The sequence below is a fragment of the Aeromonas sp. 600774 genome (assembly GCF_049175075.1).
GTDB lineage: Bacteria > Pseudomonadota > Gammaproteobacteria > Enterobacterales > Aeromonadaceae > Aeromonas > Aeromonas veronii_A.
The window spans coordinates 177664-197684 of record NZ_JAAKUJ010000001.1 but is presented as its reverse complement, the minus strand read 5'-3'; the positions used below and the strand labels follow the sequence as shown (position 1 = coordinate 197684).

At 58.8% G+C, this 20021-nt stretch carries 14 protein-coding genes; 9 read left to right on the top strand and 5 right to left on the bottom strand.

The annotated features are described in order from the left end of the window. Window positions 1–4: 4 nt before the first annotated feature. The 4 genes from G5171_RS00850 (at window position 5) to G5171_RS00835 (ending at window position 5077) form a co-directional block, all read left to right on the top strand. Entirely contained in the window at window positions 5–565 is a 561-nt protein-coding gene (locus G5171_RS00850; protein WP_337072111.1) for a hypothetical protein, read from the top strand. Window positions 566–671: 106 nt separating this feature from the next. Beyond that, window positions 672–2000 (top strand): hypothetical protein, encoded by a 1329-nt coding sequence (locus G5171_RS00845; protein WP_421259800.1) that lies wholly within the window; start codon window positions 672–674, stop codon window positions 1998–2000. A gap of 58 nt (window positions 2001–2058) precedes the next feature. Next, entirely contained in the window at window positions 2059–3753 is a 1695-nt protein-coding gene (locus G5171_RS00840) for a hypothetical protein (protein ID WP_421259670.1), read from the top strand. Between the two features lie 112 nt (window positions 3754–3865). Continuing rightward, window positions 3866–5077 carry a Bcr/CflA family multidrug efflux MFS transporter gene (locus G5171_RS00835; protein ID WP_421243712.1) on the top strand — a complete coding sequence of 404 codons (1212 nt, stop codon included), beginning with the start codon at window positions 3866–3868 and terminating at the stop codon, window positions 5075–5077. Between the two features lie 76 nt (window positions 5078–5153). Here the strand turns inward: G5171_RS00835 and nhaD are convergent, their stop codons facing one another. Both nhaD and G5171_RS00825 read right to left on the bottom strand, forming a co-directional pair. Next, the gene (gene nhaD / locus G5171_RS00830; RefSeq protein ID WP_421259669.1) at window positions 5154–6578 is read right to left on the bottom strand and encodes a sodium:proton antiporter NhaD; all 1425 of its coding nucleotides are present in this window, start codon (window positions 6576–6578) and stop codon (window positions 5154–5156) included. A 107-nt stretch (window positions 6579–6685) separates the two neighbouring features. Then, on the bottom strand, window positions 6686–7153 hold the full coding sequence (locus G5171_RS00825; RefSeq protein ID WP_005333716.1) for a DUF4357 domain-containing protein: 468 nt from the start codon (window positions 7151–7153) through the stop codon (window positions 6686–6688). 197 nt (window positions 7154–7350) lie between these two features. Here G5171_RS00825 and G5171_RS00820 point away from each other — a divergent pair, with 197 nt between their 5' ends. From G5171_RS00820 to G5171_RS00800, 5 genes are all read left to right on the top strand, one after another. Continuing rightward, entirely contained in the window at window positions 7351–8031 is a 681-nt protein-coding gene (locus G5171_RS00820; RefSeq protein ID WP_421211319.1) for an ABC transporter ATP-binding protein, read from the top strand. 30 nt (window positions 8032–8061) lie between these two features. Next, window positions 8062–10491, top strand: coding sequence for an FtsX-like permease family protein (locus G5171_RS00815; RefSeq protein WP_421243714.1), 2430 nt, complete (start codon window positions 8062–8064; stop codon window positions 10489–10491). Further along, window positions 10488–11561 (top strand): lipocalin-like domain-containing protein, encoded by a 1074-nt coding sequence (locus tag G5171_RS00810; protein ID WP_421211323.1) that lies wholly within the window; start codon window positions 10488–10490, stop codon window positions 11559–11561. Before G5171_RS00815 ends, G5171_RS00810 begins: the two co-directional genes overlap by 4 nt. Window positions 11562–11945: 384 nt before the next feature. Then, window positions 11946–12710: an SDR family oxidoreductase gene (locus G5171_RS00805; protein ID WP_421259668.1), complete on the top strand. Its 765-nt coding sequence runs from the start codon at window positions 11946–11948 to the stop codon at window positions 12708–12710. A 51-nt stretch (window positions 12711–12761) separates the two neighbouring features. Continuing rightward, complete coding sequence (locus tag G5171_RS00800; RefSeq protein ID WP_199428642.1) at window positions 12762–13589, top strand: bifunctional transcriptional activator/DNA repair enzyme AdaA; 828 nt, start codon at window positions 12762–12764, stop codon at window positions 13587–13589. A gap of 295 nt (window positions 13590–13884) precedes the next feature. On the opposite strand, the gene G5171_RS00795 is transcribed toward G5171_RS00800, so the two are convergent. The 3 genes from G5171_RS00795 to guaA all read right to left on the bottom strand — a co-directional run bounded on the left by G5171_RS00795 (window position 13885) and on the right by guaA (window position 20018). After that, window positions 13885–17535, bottom strand: a complete 3651-nt coding sequence (locus G5171_RS00795; protein ID WP_421259667.1) for a hypothetical protein — start codon at window positions 17533–17535, stop codon at window positions 13885–13887. A gap of 239 nt (window positions 17536–17774) precedes the next feature. After that, entirely contained in the window at window positions 17775–18047 is a 273-nt protein-coding gene (locus G5171_RS00790) for a hypothetical protein (protein ID WP_139473124.1), read from the bottom strand. Window positions 18048–18428: 381 nt separating this feature from the next. Further along, complete coding sequence (gene guaA / locus G5171_RS00785) at window positions 18429–20018, bottom strand: glutamine-hydrolyzing GMP synthase (protein ID WP_076495702.1); 1590 nt, start codon at window positions 20016–20018, stop codon at window positions 18429–18431. Between the last annotated feature and the right edge of the window lie 3 nt (window positions 20019–20021).

Genomic DNA, 20021 nt, shown 5'->3' with positions numbered 1-20021 from the left:
CAGGATGACCATCCGCCCGGGTTTACTCGCCCTCACCCTGCTGCTGACCCTGAGCGGGCAGGCGCAGGCATACTCCTACGCCGCCGCCGGCAAGGAGCCACTGATCGACGCCCGCGAGGCGCTGCTGGGCGCCGCCACTGACGGCAAGGATGCCAGCGCCACCTTGAGCGAGATTGCCGACGAGCTGACCTATCTGGAACAGCACCACAAGGTGGAGCTGCAAGGGCCGCTGGCCGCCGCCATCAAGGGGAAAGACGCCGCAGCAACCGCCGCCCTGCTCAACCGGGCCTACAAGGCGGAGATCGAGCGCCGCCTCGAAGGGGCCAGCCAGAATCTTGGCGACTACCAGACCGCCAAGGTGCTGGTGGTCAAGAGCAAGCGCTTCCTCGATCTGATCCTCCCCTCCCTTAGCGAGGGGGATCGCAAGGCGGCCGAACAGGCGTTGGCCAAGGTGCTGGATGCCATCGGCAACCCGGGGGTATTCGGGGTGGGCGCCAAGCCCGCCGACGCCGCCGCCTTTGCCGCAGCGGAAAAAGCGCTGATGGCCGTGCTGGCGCCGCTTTGATGACCTCTCATTGATGCCGACGGCCCCCCTCATCCCCGGCCCCTCTCCCGCAAGGGGAGAAGGGGGGCGTCACCACGGCCGATTACGCTTCGCTAATCGACCCTACTTGCTGATCCTGCTGCAACTGGTCTGGCTAGGCTGGCTGCTGGCCTTCCCGGTGGCCCTCGATTCCGACGATGCCCTCAATTTCGCCCACGGGGTGACGCGCTTTAGCGTGCTGGAATTCTCCCCCCACTTTCCGGGCTACCCCGCCTTTATCTGGCTGGCACGGCTGATCAATCTGGCGGTGGACGAACCGGCCCGCGCGGTGCAGTGGGCAAGTCTGCTCGGTAGCAGTTTGCTGGCGCTGCTCGCCGCCTTGCTGGCGGTAAAACTGTGGCAACGGCCCAGCCTGCTCGCCCCAGTCTGGCTGCTGGTATTGGCCCTGCCGCTCACCCCGACGCTCGCCCTCTCCGGCCTTTCGGATGGGCCGGCGCTCGCCGCCTGGCTCGGGACGCTGCTGGCCTTGCAGCAGCGCAGAATTGCACTGGCGGGTCTGTTACTGGGCCTTATGCTGGCGCTGCGCCCCTCCTATTTTGTGCTGGCGCTGCTGCCCCTGTGGCTCGGGCTGGCGCAGAAGGAAACGCGCATCAGATTTGTGCTCCCCATCGCACAGGTTGGACTTATCAGCCTGCTCTTTGTCTGGCAGGCCGATGGCTGGGCCTATTTCAGCGAGGGACGCCGCTTTACCGACGGCCACTTTACCCTCTGGGGCAACACGGCGGCGGCCCACGGCGATCGGCTGCTGAGCTGGGCGCGCACCTTCAACGATCAGCTCACCCCGCTCTGGCCCTTGTTGATGGTGGCGCTGCTGATGCTGCCGCTTTGGCAAAGAGCAAAAAACCACCCTGCCGCCCTCCCCCCGCTCTGGACACTCTATTGGCTTGCCCTGTTGCTCTGGACCCTGTTTGGCCAGAATCCCGACAATCCCCGCCATCTGGCCCCCATCACCCTGCTCGGTATCGTGCTGCTGGCAGGTTGGCTGCCGCGCCGTGGCGAGTGGGTAGTCGCGGTGGCCGGATTGCTGCTGCTCGGCGTGACCTTTACCCTGCCCCGTCCACCCGCCATGTTGCAGGCGGCAAGGCTCGCAGAGAAAAGCTGCCCGGCGCTGGTGACCCAGTGGGGAGTGAGACTGCTGCGGGAAACCACAGCTCTGCCGATGACGGACGGCTGGTACAAAGGGGATGCGGCGCTGGCGCTCTCTCGGGGAGCCTGCCGCCTCAGTCGCCGCCCCATCGACGCGAACGAAATGCCCACTGCGGTGCGCCAGCACTGGTTTGCCCCGCGCTTTGCCGCCGAGCCCGGCCTCTGGCTCGCCATTCCCTCGCGGCAGACAACCCATGGCAAAAGTGACAAGAAACATAGAAAGAGCGCAAAAATCAGCCAAAGCAACTAAAAAAGAGGGGAACAACTCGGGTACACTCACTGCGCATCCATAACAGACGAGTCTCCTTATGCGTGTAACCAGAGAGTGGCTGTGGGTTTTGTCGGTGCTGACCGGGGCCTGTGCCCTCCTGTTGCTGCCATTCTGGCTGCGTGGCGGCAGTCAGGGCCATGATCTGTTTCACCACCTGCTCTCCGGTCACTTCTTTGCCGTGCAACTGTGGCAAGGTGAGCTCTATCCGCGCTGGTTGATGGAGATGAACGGCGCCTTCGGCAGCCCGGTCTTTTTCTTCTATCCCCCCTTGCCCTACTATGTGAGCGCCCTGTTCGCCGGCCCCACCCCACTGGCCCACGAGGCGATGACGCCGCTGCTCTGGAGCAGCAGCGTGGCACTCTGGCTCTCCGGCCTGTTTGCCTATCTCTGGTTGCGCCCCTTTGCCGGCCACGGACGGGCGCTGGCGGCCAGTCTGCTCTATATGGCGCTGCCCTATCATCTGGCCATCGATATCTACGCCCGCTTTGCCCTGGCAGAGAGCTGGGCCTTCGTCTGGGCACCGCTGGCACTGCTGGCGCAGGATCGCCTCTGCCGCGGCGCCCCCTCTGCGTTACTGCTGCTCGCACTGGCCGTCTCCATGCTGACGCTTTCCCATCTACCAAGCACCCTGCTCATTCTGGGCTTGCTCACCCTGCGCAGCCTGCTGCTGGTCTGGCGCTACAAGGGGAGCACAGCGCTTGTCAGTGTCCCTGTCACCGCCTCCCCGCTCATTGGCACCCTGCTGGGCCAGCTCTGGGGGTTGGCGATGGCCAGCCTGTTGCTGCTGCCCGCTCTGCTGGATCAGGGGGGGATCTCCATGGAGCAGATGCGCACCGGCATGTTCGAATTTCAGCGCAACTTTCTCGATCGTTTGCCCCAAAGCCGTGATGACTGGCGCTTTCGCGGCCATCTCGCCTGGCTGACGCTGCTCACCCTGGGTCTGCTGCTGGTAGCCTGGGCTGCCGCCCGCGAGCCACGCCATCCCGAGTTGCTGCTCTGGGGGGTCATTGGCACCCTGAGCTTTTTGATGATGCTGCCACCAAGCGAGCCCCTGTGGCGGCTGCTGACTCCGTTGCAACTGGTGCAATTTCCCTGGCGCCTCAATCTGCTGCTGGTCATCGCTACCGTCGCCGTGGTGGCGCTGGGTACCCCCACCTATCGCCCGTGGCAGTGGGTCTGGTGGCTGCTGCTTGCCCTCACCCTGCTCTCGCAGGGGATCTATGTACGCGAGGCGCCGCTCACCCAGGCTCCCGTAAAGAGTCAGCTCGACGGAGAGTTCGACAGCAAGCGCAGCGCCCGCGAATACCGTCCAAAGCAGGTGCCACGCGGCATGTTTGCCCCCACCCTGCTGGCCTGGAAAGAGGAATTCCAGCCCGCCATCACCAGCGACCATCAGGGGGTAAACTGGCAGATCCAGCGCTGGCAGCCTCGTCATATCGAATTGACGGTGGATGCCCCGGCGCCCGCCAAACTGATCCTGCACCAGTTTGATTACCCGGGTTGGCAGGCAAGGCTCGACCAGCGCCTGCCGCTTAGCGTCAGCAGCACCCGTAACGGGCTGGTACAGGTCTGGGTGCCCGCCGGACAACACAGCCTCACCTTTACCCTCACCGCCCGCTGGCCGGAGCGGCTCGGGTACGCCATCTCGTCGCTGGCCTGGCTGCTCTGGCTGGGGGGAGTGATCCGCGCAGTGCGCCCACATGACCGCAAGCGTACACCCCAAGGTGCCTGAATGGCCGGGCATCTCCCCCTTTTGAGGGGGCAGGAACGTCATGCCGAGCGGGGGCAAACCTGATAGACTCGCCCTTCTCCCTTTTCAACCAAGGTTCACCAGCGGATACCCTATGCCCCAATCGCCAACAGCTCAGGCTGCCGCCCTCTCCCCCCGTTTCCTGTTTATCCTGCTGGGTGCTCTGGCGGGTCTGACCCCGCTGGCGGTGGATATGTATCTGCCCGCCATTCCGGCCATCGCCCGGGATCTGGCCACCAGCATCGACGGTGCCCAGCTCACCATCAGCGCTTTTCTGGGCGGCTTTGCCATCGGCCAGCTCTTCTACGGCCCGCTCGCCGACAGCTATGGCCGCAAGCCGGTGATCCTGGCGGGGCTGGTGATGTTTGCCGTCGCCTCGGTGGGCTGCGCCATGGCGGACTCCCTGCCCGAATTGCTGGCCTATCGGATGCTGCAGGCAGCGGGCGGCGCGGCGGGCTCTGTGGTGGTCAATGCCCTGCTGCGCGATCTGTTCGAGAAGGATGCGTTTTCCCGCGCCATGTCGTTCGTCATTCTGGTGATGACCCTGGCGCCGCTGGTGGCGCCTGTGGTGGGCGGCTATATCAGTGCCCACGCCGACTGGCGGGTGATCTTCTGGCTGCTGGTGGGGATCAGCCTGCTGATCTGTCTGGTGATGCAGTGGAAAATTCAGGAGACCCTGAAACCGGAGCACCGTCAGCCGCTCAAGATCGGCCAGATCCTCAAAAACTACTGGGGGGTGCTCTCCCATCGCGGCGCCATGGGGTACGTGCTGTGCGGCTCCCTCTCCAGCTCCGGCATGTTCGCTTTCTTAAGCGGCTCCCCTTACGTCTATATCGAGTATTTCAAGGTGCCGACCGAGCACTACGGCTGGCTGTTTGGCCTCAATATTCTGCTGATGATGGTGGTCACCTTCGTCAACAGCCGACTGGTGAAAGGGGTGGGCGCCGAGCGGATGCTGCAATACGGCCTGCTGGTGCTGCCCTGCGCGGGCGCCCTGCTGGTCTACAACGCCTGGAGCCAGACCGGCGGCCTGTGGGGCATCGTCATTCCGGTGGTGCTGTTTGTCGGCCATATCAGTCTGGTGGGCGCCAACGCCATGACCGGCCTGATGGGCCACTTCCCGCAATCTGCGGGCACCGCCTCGGCACTGGCGGGCACCCTGCGCTTTGGCATCGGCGCCCTGGTCGGGATTCTGGTCAACCTCAATCCGCCCCACTCGCCGCTGCCCATGGCCATCGCCATCGCCTGCTGCGGGGTGGGCTCCACCCTGAGTTACTGGCTGCTGACCGGCAAGCGAGGCGATTGATCCCCCTATCCCCCGTTATGAAAACGAAAGAGGCTTCCGTCAACGGAAGCCTCTTTTCGTACTGGCGGCCAGACGTTCAGAACTGGGCACTGTTGAGCCAGAGGTGCGCCCCTATGCTCACCAGATAACCAAGCAAGATGGCAGGCAGCCACTTCAGGTGGCCAAAGAAGGTATACATGCCGTGGGCCTGTCCCATCAGGGCCACCCCGGCCGCAGAGCCGATGGAGAGCAGGCTGCCGCCCACCCCGGCGGTCAGGGTCACCAGCAGCCACTGCCCCAGCGCCATATCCGGGTTCATCGACAGCACGGCAAACATCACGGGAATGTTATCCACGATGGCCGACAACACCCCGATGAAGATGTTGGCCATGGTGGGCTCCCCACCGGCATACAACCAGTGTGATACCAGCTCCAGATAGCCCATAAAGCCCAGCCCCCCTACACACATCACCACTCCGTAGAAGAAGAGCAAGGTATCCCACTCCGCCTTGGCCACCTTGTTGAACACATCGAATGGCACCACAGAGCCCAGGCTGCGCAATCTTTCAGTGTCGCCATTGCGTTCGTAGAGCGCCCGTTTGTGTGCAAGGGATCGTGGCAACGACTTGCGCAGATAAAACCCGAAAAACTGCAGATAACCGAGTCCCAGCATCATGCCCAGTACGGGTGGCAGGTGGAGGAAACTGTGGCATAGCACCGCCGTGATGATGGTCAGCAAGAACAGCGCGACGATGCGGCGGGCACCCCACTTGAGATCGACCACCTCGTTATCAGCCTCCGGCACATGACGCGGCACCATCAGGCTCATCAGGATGGCCGGGACCAGAAAATTGAGCAGAGAGGGAATAAGCAGGGTGAAGAACTGGCCAAATTGTACCTTGCCCGCCTGCCACACCATCAGGGTGGTGATATCCCCAAAAGGACTGAAAGCACCACCGGCATTGGCTGCCACCACGATATTGATACAGGCCAGGTTCACAAAACGCCGATCACCATTGGCCACCTTCAACACCACGGCACACATCAAGAGCGCAGTGGTCAGGTTGTCTGCCACCGGCGAGATGCAAAATGCCAACCCGCCAGTCAACCAGAACAGGGTGCGCAGGTGAAAACCGGATCGCACCAGCCAGGCGCGCAGGGCATCGAACAGCCTGCGATCCTCCATGGCATTGATGTAGGTCATCGCCACCAGCAGGAACAGCATCAGCTCGGCATATTCCAGCAAGGTATGGCGAAATGCCTGCTCGGCGACAGGGCTCATCCCTTGTTGCTGGTAGGCGATACCGATCAGGATCCAGATCACCCCGGCGGCCACCAGCACGGGTTTGGACTTGCGCAGTTGCAGATACTCTTCAGCCATCACCAGGGCGTAGGCCAACACAAACAATCCGACACAAAAAAGTCCGATGGCGGAGGATGTCAACAAAACAGGGCCACTACTGGCATGGGCGGGAGGGATAAACAGGGAAAGCAGCAACATAACAGGGGTGAGCGCAGACATGGTCTCTTCCTTTTAGAACCGTCTGGCAACCATGCTAGCACCTGGATGAAAAGAAGAATTCATCCAGGTCAATTAACGATTAATTGGTGTGCTGTCAAAACGCGGGATTATTTCTTGCCGAAACCCGACTGCTTGAGGGTATAACCTGCGCTGTTCTGCCAGGCATCCAGCCCGCTACGGTTGTTGCCCGCCACCAGACTGGCCGCCAGACTCGGGCTGTTGAACAGCTGATCGGCGGTAAAGACAAATCCGCCCTGACTGCGGGGCACTATAACCCCCTTCTCCAGCAGTTCGTGACGCAGCTCGATCACAGCTTCACGCAGGGAGGCGGCATCCTCGCCATTGGCGGTGGAACCGGCCAGCACCATAAAGCCCGGATTTTGCCGCTTGCCCACCGGATAACCGTGGGCCTCGGCCCCTTTGCCGTTGAAGTGGTAGAGCTCGCGCTCCCCCGGCCGGTTGTCGGAGAGTGCCTTTTGCAGGGTCATCAGCTCGTTGTAGATCTCGATGGGGACGACGGCAGCCTGCTTGTTGCCCTTGCTATCGATGATAAAACTGACTTGCTTGTGTAACATCCTTGCTCATCCTGTGACCCATGGAAGCCCCTATTCTAACCACCTCGGGCAAGCGGGATCCAGCGAGGATCCACTGCTCTTTTGCCGCCTTGATCACTAACTGGCACTCTTGATCAGCCGTAAGGGGTGTTGATCAATGCTGGCCGTGCTAGCGTACCAAGCATGATGAAAGCCATTGACCATCAAACGGTTATCCCATGCTGACCCTGCGCAACCTCTGCAAGAGCTTCGATAACGGCAGTGAACGACTGCCGCTGTTCCACCATCTCGATCTCGCCCTCCCCGCTGGCGAGATCACCCTGCTGCTGGGCCAAAGCGGCTGCGGCAAGTCGACCCTGCTCAATCTGATCGCCGGGCTGATTGCACCGGATGAAGGGGAGATCTGGCTGGGGGAGACCCGGATCGACACCCGCTCCCCCGACGAGCGGGCGCGCCTGCGGGGCCGCCATTTCGGTATCGTCTATCAGGATTTCAACCTGCTGCCGACCCTCAACGTGGCCGAGAATCTGGCCCTGCCGCTCGCCATCAACGCTCTGCCACCGGATGAGGCCAGGATTGACCTGTTGCTGCACAGGCTCGATATGAGCCACAAGCGCCATGCCTGGCCGGAGCAGCTCTCCGGCGGTCAGCGTCAGCGGGTGGCGCTGGCCCGCGCCCTCATCCATCAACCCGGTTGGCTGCTCGCCGACGAACCCACCGGCAGCCTCGATGAGCACAATGCCGAACAGGTAATGGCGTTGATGGTGGCGGCAGTGCGCGATACCGGCGCCGGTTTGCTGCTGGTGAGCCACAACCCCGCCTATGCGGCCTTGGCCGACAGAGTGCTGCGCCTCGAAGGGGGCCAACTTATCGAGCTCAAGGGACCCCGTCATGACTAAACGGCGACTGCAACTGCCGGGAGCACGCTGATGCTGCCACTCAAAGCGCTGCTGCGCCTCTATCGCAGTCACCCCTGGTTGCTGCTGATGAGTCTGGCCGGGCTGGTGTTGGGGGTGTCACTGGTGGTGGCCATCGAGCTGCTCAACCACAGTGCCCGTACCAATTTTGTTGCCGCCCGCAGCCAGCTGGCAGGGGAAGCCAACTACCGGCTGGCCCCCGCTGGTGGGCTGGATGAACAGCTTTATGTACAACTGGTGACCAGCCAGCCCGCCCTCGATGCCATGCCCCAGATCCATGGCTGGCTCAAGGATGAAGAGGGGCGCAGCTTTCAACTGCTTGGGATGGATCTCTTCAACCCCGGCCCCCTGCGCCAGCTGTTTGGCGCCCAACCCGCAAGCGAGCCCGCCTTTTCCCTCAACCGTGCCGACAGCATCTGGCTGGCGGCCCCCGAGGCAGATCGCCTTGGCTGGCAAGCAGGCCAGAGCCGCCGCTTTGTGCTGGGCGGCAGTGATGGCGCAAGCGCCCGCCCCCTGACCCTGACGCTGGCGGGCACGTTCGAACCGGGCGCCGTGCCCATGGAGCGGCTGCTGATAACCGATATCGGCCTCGCCCAGCCGTTGCTGGATAAAACGGGTCGGCTCGATCGCATCGTCTTCAAGCTAAGCGACGCCGAGGCTCGTACCCTGCAGGCCACCCTGCAAACCGATTACCCTAACCAGCCCTTGTGGCTTGAGCCCATTAGCCCGGCGCTCGATGCCAGCCAGCTTGGCGATGCACTGGCCCTTAACCTGACGGCGCTCTCATTGCTCGCCATGGCGGTGGGACTGTTTCTGGTGTTCAACGCCCAGCGATTTGTCCAGAGCGTGCGCCGCCCCCAACTGGCCCAGTTGATCATTCTGGGGATGGGGCCGAGCCGGGTGCTCCGCTGGCTCATTCTGGAACTGCTTATTCTTGCCACCATCGGCACCCTGCTCGGGGTGCTGCTCGGCAGCCTGTTGGCGCTGGCGCTGATGGGGCAGCTCACCCAGGCGCTGGCCGATCTCTATGGGCCCAACCCCATCGATATGTTGCGCCTCTCCCCCGTGAGCCTGCTCAAGGCGCTGTTGATCGGGCTGCTCGGCACGCTGGCCGCCAACCTGCCCGGCTGGTGGCAACTGCTGCGCCAATCCCCCCTCGAACTGCGCGCCGGGAGCAGCCGCCCCCCTGCGCACCCGTGGCGACGGCGCTTGCTGGCCATCGCCATCTTGCTGCTGTGCGCTCTGTGCCTGTGGCTGCCGCAAACCGGTCTCACCGGTGCGCTGTTTATCGCCGGAGGCTGGCTGCTGGCCATGGCGCTCTGGCTGCCCGATGCCCTGCGCGGCCTGCTTGGCTGGCTGCGACGGCGCGCGGGCGGCCCCCTCACGGCCCGGCTCGGGGTAGCCGAGACCCTCTATCACCTCGATCGCACCGCCATCGCGGTGATGGCGTTGCAGCTCGCCATCGCGGCGGCCATCGGCATCGGGGTCATGGTGTCGAGTTTTCGCTCAAGCGTGGAGATCTGGCTCGGCCAGCGTCTGGCCGCCGATCTCTATGTCACCGCCCCCAAGGGGGTGGCGGGCAGCAAGGGCACCTTGAGCGAAGCGACCCTTAAGCCCCTGCTCGCCAATCCGCTGGTGAGCGCCGCCTCGCGCCGCTCGGTGCATCCGGCCCGCTGGCAGGGGCAGCCCATCGAGTGGGCGCAGATGGATTTTATCCCCCAGCTTAAAGCGGCCTATCCGCTGCTGGCCGGACGCTGGCCGACCCGCCCAGACGAAGCGCTGGCGAGCGAACCGCTGACGGTGCGCCTCGGGGTCAAGGTGGGCCAGACGTTGGCGATCAGCGGCGAGCAGGGGCCAAGGCAGTTCACCGTCACCGGCGTCTATCAGGATTACGGCAGCGACAAGGGGCAGATCCTGCATGCCTTCGAGGCGGGGGCGGTGCAATCCCTCGCCCTCTTTAGCGACCATCCCGAGCAGCTGGCCGACCACCTGCGCGAGCGCTTTGGCGAGCAGCTCAATCTGCTCTCCGCCCCCGCCATTCACAGCGCGGCCCTCAAGGTGTTTGACCAGACCTTTGTGGTGACCGAGCTATTGAAACTGCTGATCCTCGGCATCGCCTTTGTCGGCATAGGCTCGGCCTTTATGGTGCTGGGGCTGGCGCGCCGTGGCGAGCTGCAGATCTTGCAGAGTCTGGGCTTGAGCCCCCGCCACTGCCGCCAGCTGCTGGTGTGGCAAGGGGCTGGATTGGGGCTGCTTACCGCCCTGCTGGCTCTGCCGGTGGGGTATGGCCTCGCCTGGGTGCTGATCGAGGTGGTCAACCCTCGCGCCTTTGGCTGGCGCCTCGCCTTCGAGGCCGCCCCCCTTCATGCGGTCACCGCCCTGTTGCTGGCACCGGTATGTGGCGCACTGGCATCCTGGTATGCGGCAAGGAGAGTGGTATGAAACAGATCAAAGGGTGGCCGCTGGCGCTGGGTATGCTCTGGACGCTCTATAGCGGAGCTATCGCTGCCAGCGATCTGGGCGCCCTGCTCGGGGGTGGCAGCGACAGCTTTAAAAAGGTGCTGCTGGGGCAAACTATCAAACTGCCGGAGGATCACGCCGCCCACCCCGATTACCGCTCCGAGTGGTGGTATCTCACCGGCAACCTCAAGGATGAACAGGGGCGCGAATATGGCATGCAGTGGACTCTGTTTCGCCAGGGTATCGAACAAGATCTTCGCACCAGCAACCCCTGGCTCACGCCCCAGCTCTGGCTGGCCCAGTTTGCCATCACGGATCTCGACCGTGGCAGCCACCAGCAAGATGAGCGGGCCAGTCGGCAGGGGCCGGGACTGGCGGGGGCCAGCGGCGGCCAATATTGGCTCAGGGAGTGGCGGCTTGCCTCGCAAGGGGCGGCGCTCTTCCCCGCCACCCTCAAGGTACAGAGCAAGATTGGCGAGCTGAACCTCACCGTCACTGCCGCCAAGCCGCTGGTGCTACAAGGCAAGGCCGGTTACAGCGAGAAGAGCCCAGGCAACGCCTCCTTTTACTACTCCTACCCGCGCCTCACTCTTCACGGCACCCTGACTCGTGATGGCGAGACCCGCACCGTCACAGGCCAAGGGTGGTTTGATCACGAATGGAGCAGCTCGGTATTGGCCGAGTGGCAATCGGGCTGGGACTGGTTTTCGCTGCAACTGGCCGATGGCCGCGAGCTGATGCTGTTTCGCCTGCGCACCAAGGCGGGCCGCGCAGAGCCTGAGAATCGCTACGGCATCTTGATTGAGCGGGATGGCAGCAGCCGGATGCTCGCCCCCGACGCGATTCGCCTTACCCCGGGCAACACCTGGCGCGGCCCCAAGGGGCAGAATTACCCCGTCGAGTGGCAGCTAAACGCCGCCGGAATGAGCCTCACCATCAAAGCCCGTCAGCCCAATCAGGCCATGACAGGTCGCTTTGACTACTGGGAGGGCGCGGTCTCTGTCTCGGGGGATGCCAAGGGGGTCGGCTATCTGGAGATGACGGGCTATTGATCCAGGAGCGTGTCTGTTGATTGCAATCGCCGTCAATGCCCTGCCAGGCAGGCTTGATGATGCACGCAGCCACCATGGCGCCGGGGCTCTCGCCCCTCACTGCAGCACACAGGGCGCGCCGCACCTGGATCCGGCGATTTTAAAGGGGGGCATTATAAAGAATTCGGGGCGCAGAACGCCCCTTTTTGTTGCCGCGAAGGACTGTATCGACATGTCGCAAAACGACTTGGGGACAAAGAGAGCAAGATTCGGGTCGTTCCAGCGAGGAGTGGTTGCCATAGTGGGGGCCAAACCCAAGTCGGTTGGAACCTACTGGGGTTCCAACCCACAGCCAACCCTGTGCCCCACTGATTTGGCGCACAACACACCTGCGAGGGAACTGCCATGTCATCACTGTCCAACAAGGTCGCCATCATCACCGGCGCCAGCTCCGGTATCGGCCGCGCCAGCGCCATCCTGTTTGCCCGCGAAGGAGCCAGCGTCGTCGTCGGCGCCCGCCGCCAGCCCGAACTGGATCTGCTGGTGGAGGAGATCCGCCACGAGGGGGGCCAGGCGGTGAGTCTGGCGGGAGATGTGAAAAGTGAGACTTACGCCCGCGATCTTGTTGATCTCGCGCTAACCCGTTTCGGCGGGCTCGATATCGCCTTCAACAACGCAGGTACCACAGGCACGCCGGGCAGCATAGAGGAGCTTGAGCTGACGCAGTGGCAGGAAATTCTGGATACCAACCTCACCAGCGCCTTTGTGGGAGCCAAGTACCAGATCCCCGCCATGCTGGCGCGTGGCGGCGGCTCGCTTATTTTTACCTCTACCTTTGTCGGCCATACCCTGGGGCTGCCCGGCATGGCGGCCTATGCGGCGAGCAAGGCGGGCCTCATCGGTCTGACCCGGGTGCTGGCTGCCGAGTATGGGGTACAAGGGGTGCGGGTCAACGCCCTGCTGCCGGGGGGTACCGACACACCCATGGGGCGGGCTTTTGCCAATACGCCAGAGAGCCTCGCCTTTGTGCAGAATATGCATGCCCTCAAACGTCTGGCCCAACCGGAGGAGATCGCCCGTTCGGCCCTCTACCTCGCGTCCGATGCCTCCAGTTTTACCACCGGCATTGCGCTGCTGGCCGATGGTGGGGTATCAATTTGTCGCACATGACGTTGTCGCCCCCCACACCCTGCGACCGCAACCTTATCGTGAGAGCGCCTTATGTCTGATTACGCCCGCATCGCCGATGCCATCCGTTTTATCGCAAGTCAGGTGGAGCGCCAGCCCACTCTGGACGAGATAGCGGCGCACGTTCACTTAAGTCCCTTCCACTTCCAGCGGCTGTTCAGCCGCTGGGCCGGAGTGACGCCCAAACGCTATCTGCAGGTGCTGACCCTGGAGCGGGCCAAGGCGCTGCTGCAGGAGTCGCGTCCGCTGCTTGAGGTGGCCGATACCCTGGGCCTTAGCAGCGGCTCGCGGCTCTACGATCACTTCGTGCAGCTCGAAGCGGTAACGCCGGGCGAGTACAAACAGCGCGGGGCCGGGCTGGTTATCGATCACGGGGTGCACGACACCCCCTTTGGTCAGGCATTCGTCGCCCTGACCCCGCGGGGGGTGTGCAACTTCTCGTTTCTCGATGAAAAGGCCCCAGAGGTGCCGCTGGCCGCCCTCGCCCATAACTGGCCCGAGGCAGAGCTTAGGGAGGCGCCATCACGCACCCAAGGGGTCATCAACACCATGTTCGATGGCAGCAAGGCACCGGATCGCCCCATCTCCTTGTACGTGAGCGGCACCAACTTTCAGATCAGCGTCTGGCGGGCGCTGCTGCAGATCCCGCCCGCCAAGGTGGTGAGCTACGCCCAGGTGGCAAGCGCCGTCGGCAATCCCAAGGCTGCCCGCGCCGTGGGACTGGCGGTGGGCGCCAACCCCGTCGCCTTGATGATCCCCTGCCACCGGGTCATCCAGCAAAACGGCAAACTCGGCGGCTATCACTGGGGCGAGACCCGCAAACAGGCGATACACGTCTGGGAAGCGGCGAGGTATGAGTGAATGTGGCTTTTTCTGTCCGCCTGATGAGGAACACAGGCATCTTGGTAGTGAGTCAGCAGACAATCAGGCAGCGCCAGACAAGCCTGTGGCGATATAAAACGGGGAGACCTGAAGAATCGGGGCGCAAATCGCCCCTTTTATTGCTTTGGCGAGGAATAGCGCTTAGCCACACCACCCCAGCGAATTGACGAAAAGACGTAGGATGCAATAAGCGCAGCGCATTGCACCGTTTGCAAAGCGGCTTTTGTGCAAAATATAAGGCACAAATTAGCGGTGCAATTTCATTGCACCCTACTTATTTGTATCTCTTATTTACTTTTATCAACCCACCCTGTTCGTCATATTTTCCGACAATCCCATCTTGTTTGAGACGATCAAGCAGCGCACGATCGGCTGATGTATTTGGAATCCTAGGTTTGTCATATCCGACCGTAGTTAGCTTCGCATAATCGCCACCGACTGAAGTTAAAATTTTGAATAACTGTTCAGTTGGGATTGATACCAGATTAGGTTCGAGTAACTGTACGAGCAATTGAGCATCAATACCTGCCTGTGCCATTTTATGCAAAACTATCGACGGTAGTTGATGTCGATTGATAGCTGCAAACTGAGCCAACTCCTCAAGCCCCTGAGCACCACCCACCTCTACATATTCAACAGACTGATCGATAATCACCATTTTGATCGCTGAATCAATATCATTGCTGGTCAAAAGCCTAGCCAAATCTGTACCCACTAGCTCTGGCGACATGTAATTGACAAATTTCTCCGATGCACAAATAAATTGATGGCGCGTCGACCAATCCAACGTAGCAAGATACGCGTAAGTTTCAAACTCGTCCGCAATAATTTTGTTTTTTAGCAGCAGAGGGAATAATTCCCCAGCTTCCGGTGCAACATCCTCAACATTTAGGAACTCGCCCAAATCCAAGCTTGTGACAAGTTCTACACGTAATATTGGTGATGGGATATCTACCTTCGCCTCCAGTACAGCGACAGCTAATTTTTCCTTTATCTTATCTTCATTTTTTTTATTCTCGGTGATACATCCTGCATGAGTCAGCACCTTTGCCAAGTGTGAATCAATCGAATTAAACACATCGAAATAACAACTGATATTATTAAAGGTAGCAGGGAAACGCAAGTGCTCTGCCAAAGCAGGCCACGCGGTATCAGACACGTCATTCAAATCTGTGATTATACAATTTGACGCTGCACGCTCGATCACATCACCAAGGAAAGATTCTTCTCGCCCAAGCACATCTTCTATCACTATGTTGAAGTGCTCATTTGCATCAATTGTCGTGGTAAGTCCTTTCGTATTGTTTAAATAAGCACCTAAATGCGCAAGTACATACTCGTAAGTTGTATTGTTTGCTGTACGAATGACATCAAGTGCTACTGTATTTGTGTTGCTGATCGCAATAGTGAGGTTCTCATGAGTGATCTCATACACATTACGTGAGACAAATGATGAACAAACAGATTTGCCAAGATGCTTGAGGCTAAACACCTTGATACTCGAATCAGCATAAAGATTACCTATACGCTCTGCTATGGCAGATTCAGTAGAGTCAGAAGTCAACGATATGAATTCTGAATAGTATGTTGAGAGATATTTAGCTACCGCCGAATCAGCACGAAGCTTTAATGATGTAAGATGAGCCAGTGCCATATCGACCAATTTCAACCGTAATCCTTCTTCCAATTCGACTTGAGTGATCAGATAAACAAGTACCCTCGGGCAAACAGCTGTAAATTGCTTAATAAAGGCTGCGCTTTGTGTTCCTGCAGAGAGATATGACTGTAAAAAACGCGTCTGGTTATTCCCAAGCTCCGCAAGGGAACGAACCATAATATCTGATCCATTGATATCAGTCACCAAAAGGTGGTCGAGGATGGCTATATTATACAATGCGGATTCTTTCAGTGAGCTTCTACCTCGCTCACGAACGACGGCATCAACATCATCTGGAGATAATTCAAAGTACTCATCCATCAGGCCTCTTTCAACATGATGAATGATAAAGTTAGTCGCTGCAGGACTTACTCGATCTCCATGAAAGGTTGACGTATATAAAGTGAAATTTCTGTTGAGGTATCCTGCGCAGACAAGCTGATAAGCTAAACCAGGTTTCAGGAGAGACTTCGCAATTGTATCGAAGGGCTGTTCAACCCCCTCATACATCACAATAAAATCAGGTCGTTTAATTAACTCATTAAGCTCAGCAGTTCTCAAGAATCTTATATCTTGCTGCTTATCCTCAATCTGTTCAGTTAAAAATCTGTGATCCTCTTCGTTCCAACTTTCAGCATCTAGAGGATCATCTAGAGCACCTGCGAGATTATTACGAGTGAATGATAGTGAAGTTTTATTGTAATAATTACTGTGCCATTGAAGTACGGCAGTATTAGAATCTGCCGCGACGAAACTAGCCCAGAAACTTGGTTGCTTAAGCTCATCCTTAGACAAGGCTTCTTGTTTAAAATTTAAAGAACCATTTTGCCACTGAGTGCCGATTGATTCTAGCGTCCGCTCTACATGTGCAATTAGCTTCTCACCTAATTTATTGTTGCGTCTTTCAGCACCAGTTCGCCGTGCGAGCTGTTGACGTAACTCTATACATTTCCTATCAAGTTTAGTTATGTTCGAATTTACAATTTCGCGACTATATTTGTAAAGAATATCAAGATTACTCTTGCCAAGCCGGATATACTCGAAGTCTGTCAAATGAGTACTTTTGTATAGCATCATCGCAAAAAGATCGGTTTCACTTAGCTGGAGCTGCTCACCGTCACCCGAAAAAATCCGACCACGAAAAACAATAAACTCGTTTCGAATGTTTTTTAGCAATCGCATGTCTGGGACATATTGTGCAGCTAAATCTAGCAGAGCAGGAGCTACGTCATGATCTATTTTCCCCAGCAGTTGTGTTGCTAGATTGCGAGCACTTCTGTGTGTGATAAATGGGACAACGGGAATAACCATGTCAAAGAATTTAGTACGGTTTGCTCGTGCGGACTCAACCAGTGCAGGATCATCGGTTGTAACTATACCCATCTCAAGCTTTCGACCTTCTGCTTCTAATCCAATCTGGTCGAAGATGCTGTCTTTAATGGCATAGATGAAACGAATTGAGTTTTTTATCTGAGGTGCGGTGTTAAGTAATGTATTTAACGCTCGGAGGGTTTCGAAAATATATGAGTCGTTGAAGCGATCAATATCCTCGAAGATCACAACATCATGTTCTGACACTTCAAAAAAGTAGACGATCTCATCAAGATACTGATCAAAGTATGAAACAGAATGGTCGTCAAGAGTCACGGTTGCCGAAGCAGCTGAAAACTGCTTGATGTGAAATTTCCCATAGAACCACCAGCGAACCAGAAGCGCAGCCCCCGCACCTAGCCCTAAAACTCCAGCGTGAGCCCAATCACCGACACCTTTTAACATTGTCAGCGAGGCAATAATCTGATTTGTCCATCCGGTCAGTAAGAAAATGATCGCAAAAACAAATCCAAGTACTATCGCCATCCCAATTTCTCGTGGCCATCGAAAGCGCTGAATACGTTGAAACCGCGAACCTGGCGTTTTACTTGGCTCTTCTCGGTAGAGTAACTGTTTGACGATTTCCTGCTGGATACGATTGGTCTGGGTAGTTGCCTGTTTTGGCACAGATTCGTCGAGTTGTGACATTTCTATTGGAGCAAGGGTCGACAACGATAGCTCAACCACTCGGTCTTTCTGTCTGCGAGCAACCTCTCGCAGGATGCTACTTTTACCTACCCCATAATTACCAGACAAGGCTATATTCCGGATTTGCTCGTCAGCAAAAGCTGATTCAATTGCCGCAACATACTCACCATGTTCGGCCTCGAGGTATTCGGGCGTAAGAGGTACTAGATTCCAAGGTTCAGACGAAGTATTTTTTTGGCACACCATCATGTCGCACATTTTCTCCATTCAGGACATCACATTGTGCCACTCCCTATAGAGAAATACCCAAACCGATCGCATAAAATTTTGTTCTGGAGCAAAAATAAATTAACTACGCAATAGGCCGCAGATAAACATGAAGGTGCATCAGAATTAAAAAGACGCCCTAAGGCGTCTTTCTTATTTTCAGGATTAGGAGCAAACAGATTGGAGGTTATTCCCCCTCCCCGCCTTGCCCCACAACCCAATCAGATCGGGGTAATGGAGGTGATATGGGCATCCCCGTCCAGTGATTTGAAGATCTGTACCACGGCTTCGCCATGGATCGGCTGGGCGAGCGGCACAGTGCTCTTGCACTTGAAGCGGTAGTTGGTACCAGCCACCACCTGGGTGGAGACTTCAAAGGGGGTGTACTGTACCCCGACAAATCCTTTCATCGCCTGGTTGAACACTGCCTGATCTTCGGCGGTCAGCTTGTGATATGCGGTCCATCCACCTACCAACACTGCTTGTTCTGACATATCAAACTCTCCGTGCTCTATGATCCCGACTCGTTTGGCCGATCGGGCTGCGCCCCGTTGATTAAAGTGGTTTCCAGTCTCCACCGGGAGCCGCTGCCGGTAGGCTCGCTGACTCCCCTTTGCCGCATCTCGGCCCTGTTGCCGCCCGCCTTGTCTGATAAGGCTTGCTGGCGCCGTATCATCAGGGGCCGGTCGCAATGGGCATGAAAGAGCCTAGTGCCGATGCCAAAAATCGCCTCCTGTTAGATGTGACAGGGGCGCGCCCGGGCAAAGCTGCTAGCGGGCAGAAAATTGCGGCGCAAACGATTGTAAAAAGAAAAGACGCCGCAAGGGCGTCTTTTTTGCATTTTTATGCTCGATGGGCAGAAGGGCGCGCGCCGCTTATTCCCATTCGATGGTTGCGGGCGGCTTGCCGGAGACGTCGTACACCACGCGGGAGATACCGTTGATCTCGTTGATGATGCGGTTCGATACGTGACCGAGGAAGTCGTACGGCAGGTGAGCCCAGTGGGCGGTCATGAAGTCGATGGTTTCGACGGCACGCAGGGCAATGACCCAGTCATATTTGCGACCATCGCCCATCACGCCAACGGAGCGCACCGGCAGGAACACGGCGAACGCCTGGCTGACCTGGTTGTAGAGGTCGGCTTTGCGCAGCTCTTCGATAAAGACCGCATCGGCGCGGCGCAGAATATCGCAGTACTCTTTCTTCACTTCGCCAAGGACGCGCACGCCCAGACCCGGGCCCGGGAACGGGTGACGGTAGAGCATGTCGTAAGGCAGACCCAGCTCGAGGCCGACGCGGCGCACTTCGTCTTTGAACAGCTCGCGCAGCGGTTCGACCAGACCCATCTTCATCTCTTCCGGCAGGCCGCCGACGTTGTGGTGAGACTTGATGACGTGGGCTTTACCGGTCTTGCTGGCGGCAGATTCGATAACGTCCGGATAGATGGTGCCTTGCGCCAGCCACTTGGCGTTTTTCAGCTTTTTCGCTTCATCATCAAACACTTCGACGAAGACGCGGCCGATGATCTTGCGCTTGGCTTCCGGCTCGTCAACACCGGCCAGCGCGGAGAGGAAGCGCTCTTCGGCATCGACCTTGACGATGTTCAGACCAAAGTGATCGCCAAACATCTCCATCACCTGGGTGCCTTCGTTCAGGCGCAGCAGGCCGTTGTCGACGAAGACGCAGGTCAGGCGATCGCCGATGGCGCGGTGTACCAGCATGGCGACCACTGAGGAGTCGACCCCACCGGAGAGGCCGAGGATCACTTCATCGTCACCCACCTGCTCGCGGATGCGGGCAACGGCGTCGTCGATGATGGTGGCCGGCGTCCAGAGGCACTCGCAGCCGCAGATGTCTTTGACGAAGTGCTCCAGCATGCGGGCACCCTGACGGGTGTGGGTCACTTCCGGGTGGAACTGCACGCCGTAGAAACGCTTGGCTTCGTTGGCCATGGCCGCGTGGGGGCAGGTCGGGGTCTGGGCGATGGTAGTGAAGTCGGCCGGAATGGTGGTGACCTTGTCACCGTGGCTCATCCAGACATCCAGCAGGGCATTGCCGTTGTCGGCGATGGCATCTTCGATGTTGCGCAAGAGGGCGCTGCTCTTGCCAGCTTCGCCGAGCACTTCCACCTTGGCGTAACCGAATTCACGCTCGGTGGAGGATTGCACCTTGCCACCCAGCTGCTCGGCCATGGTCTGCATGCCGTAGCAGATGCCGAACACAGGGACACCGGCGTTGAATACATACTCGGGGGCGCGCGGGCTGCCCGCTTCGGTGACGGACTCGGGGCCACCGGAGAGGATGATACCGCTCGGATTGAATTCGCGGATCTGCTCTTCGGTTACGTCCCAGGCCCACAGTTCGCAGTAAACGCCGATTTCGCGCACGCGGCGGGCGATCAGCTGGGTGTACTGGGAACCGAAGTCGAGGATAAGGATACGGTGCTGGTGAATGTCTTTAGTCATTTT

What these genes read in the sequence shown, in the direction of transcription:
- G5171_RS00800 (WP_199428642.1), top strand. Translation starts at nt 12,762, where the DNA reads ATGTCTGATTACGCCCGCATCGCCGATGCCATCCGTTTTATCGCAAGT.
- guaA (WP_076495702.1), bottom strand. Translation starts at nt 20,018, where the DNA reads ATGACTAAAGACATTCACCAGCACCGTATCCTTATCCTCGACTTCGGT.
- G5171_RS00835 (WP_421243712.1), top strand. Translation starts at nt 3,866, where the DNA reads ATGCCCCAATCGCCAACAGCTCAGGCTGCCGCCCTCTCCCCCCGTTTC.
- G5171_RS00820 (WP_421211319.1), top strand. Translation starts at nt 7,351, where the DNA reads ATGCTGACCCTGCGCAACCTCTGCAAGAGCTTCGATAACGGCAGTGAA.
- G5171_RS00795 (WP_421259667.1), bottom strand. Translation starts at nt 17,535, where the DNA reads ATGATGGTGTGCCAAAAAAATACTTCGTCTGAACCTTGGAATCTAGTA.
- G5171_RS00840 (WP_421259670.1), top strand. Translation starts at nt 2,059, where the DNA reads ATGCGTGTAACCAGAGAGTGGCTGTGGGTTTTGTCGGTGCTGACCGGG.
- nhaD (WP_421259669.1), bottom strand. Translation starts at nt 6,578, where the DNA reads ATGTCTGCGCTCACCCCTGTTATGTTGCTGCTTTCCCTGTTTATCCCT.
- G5171_RS00850 (WP_337072111.1), top strand. Translation starts at nt 5, where the DNA reads ATGACCATCCGCCCGGGTTTACTCGCCCTCACCCTGCTGCTGACCCTG.
- G5171_RS00815 (WP_421243714.1), top strand. Translation starts at nt 8,062, where the DNA reads ATGCTGCCACTCAAAGCGCTGCTGCGCCTCTATCGCAGTCACCCCTGG.
- G5171_RS00810 (WP_421211323.1), top strand. Translation starts at nt 10,488, where the DNA reads ATGAAACAGATCAAAGGGTGGCCGCTGGCGCTGGGTATGCTCTGGACG.
- G5171_RS00825 (WP_005333716.1), bottom strand. Translation starts at nt 7,153, where the DNA reads ATGTTACACAAGCAAGTCAGTTTTATCATCGATAGCAAGGGCAACAAG.
- G5171_RS00790 (WP_139473124.1), bottom strand. Translation starts at nt 18,047, where the DNA reads ATGTCAGAACAAGCAGTGTTGGTAGGTGGATGGACCGCATATCACAAG.
- G5171_RS00805 (WP_421259668.1), top strand. Translation starts at nt 11,946, where the DNA reads ATGTCATCACTGTCCAACAAGGTCGCCATCATCACCGGCGCCAGCTCC.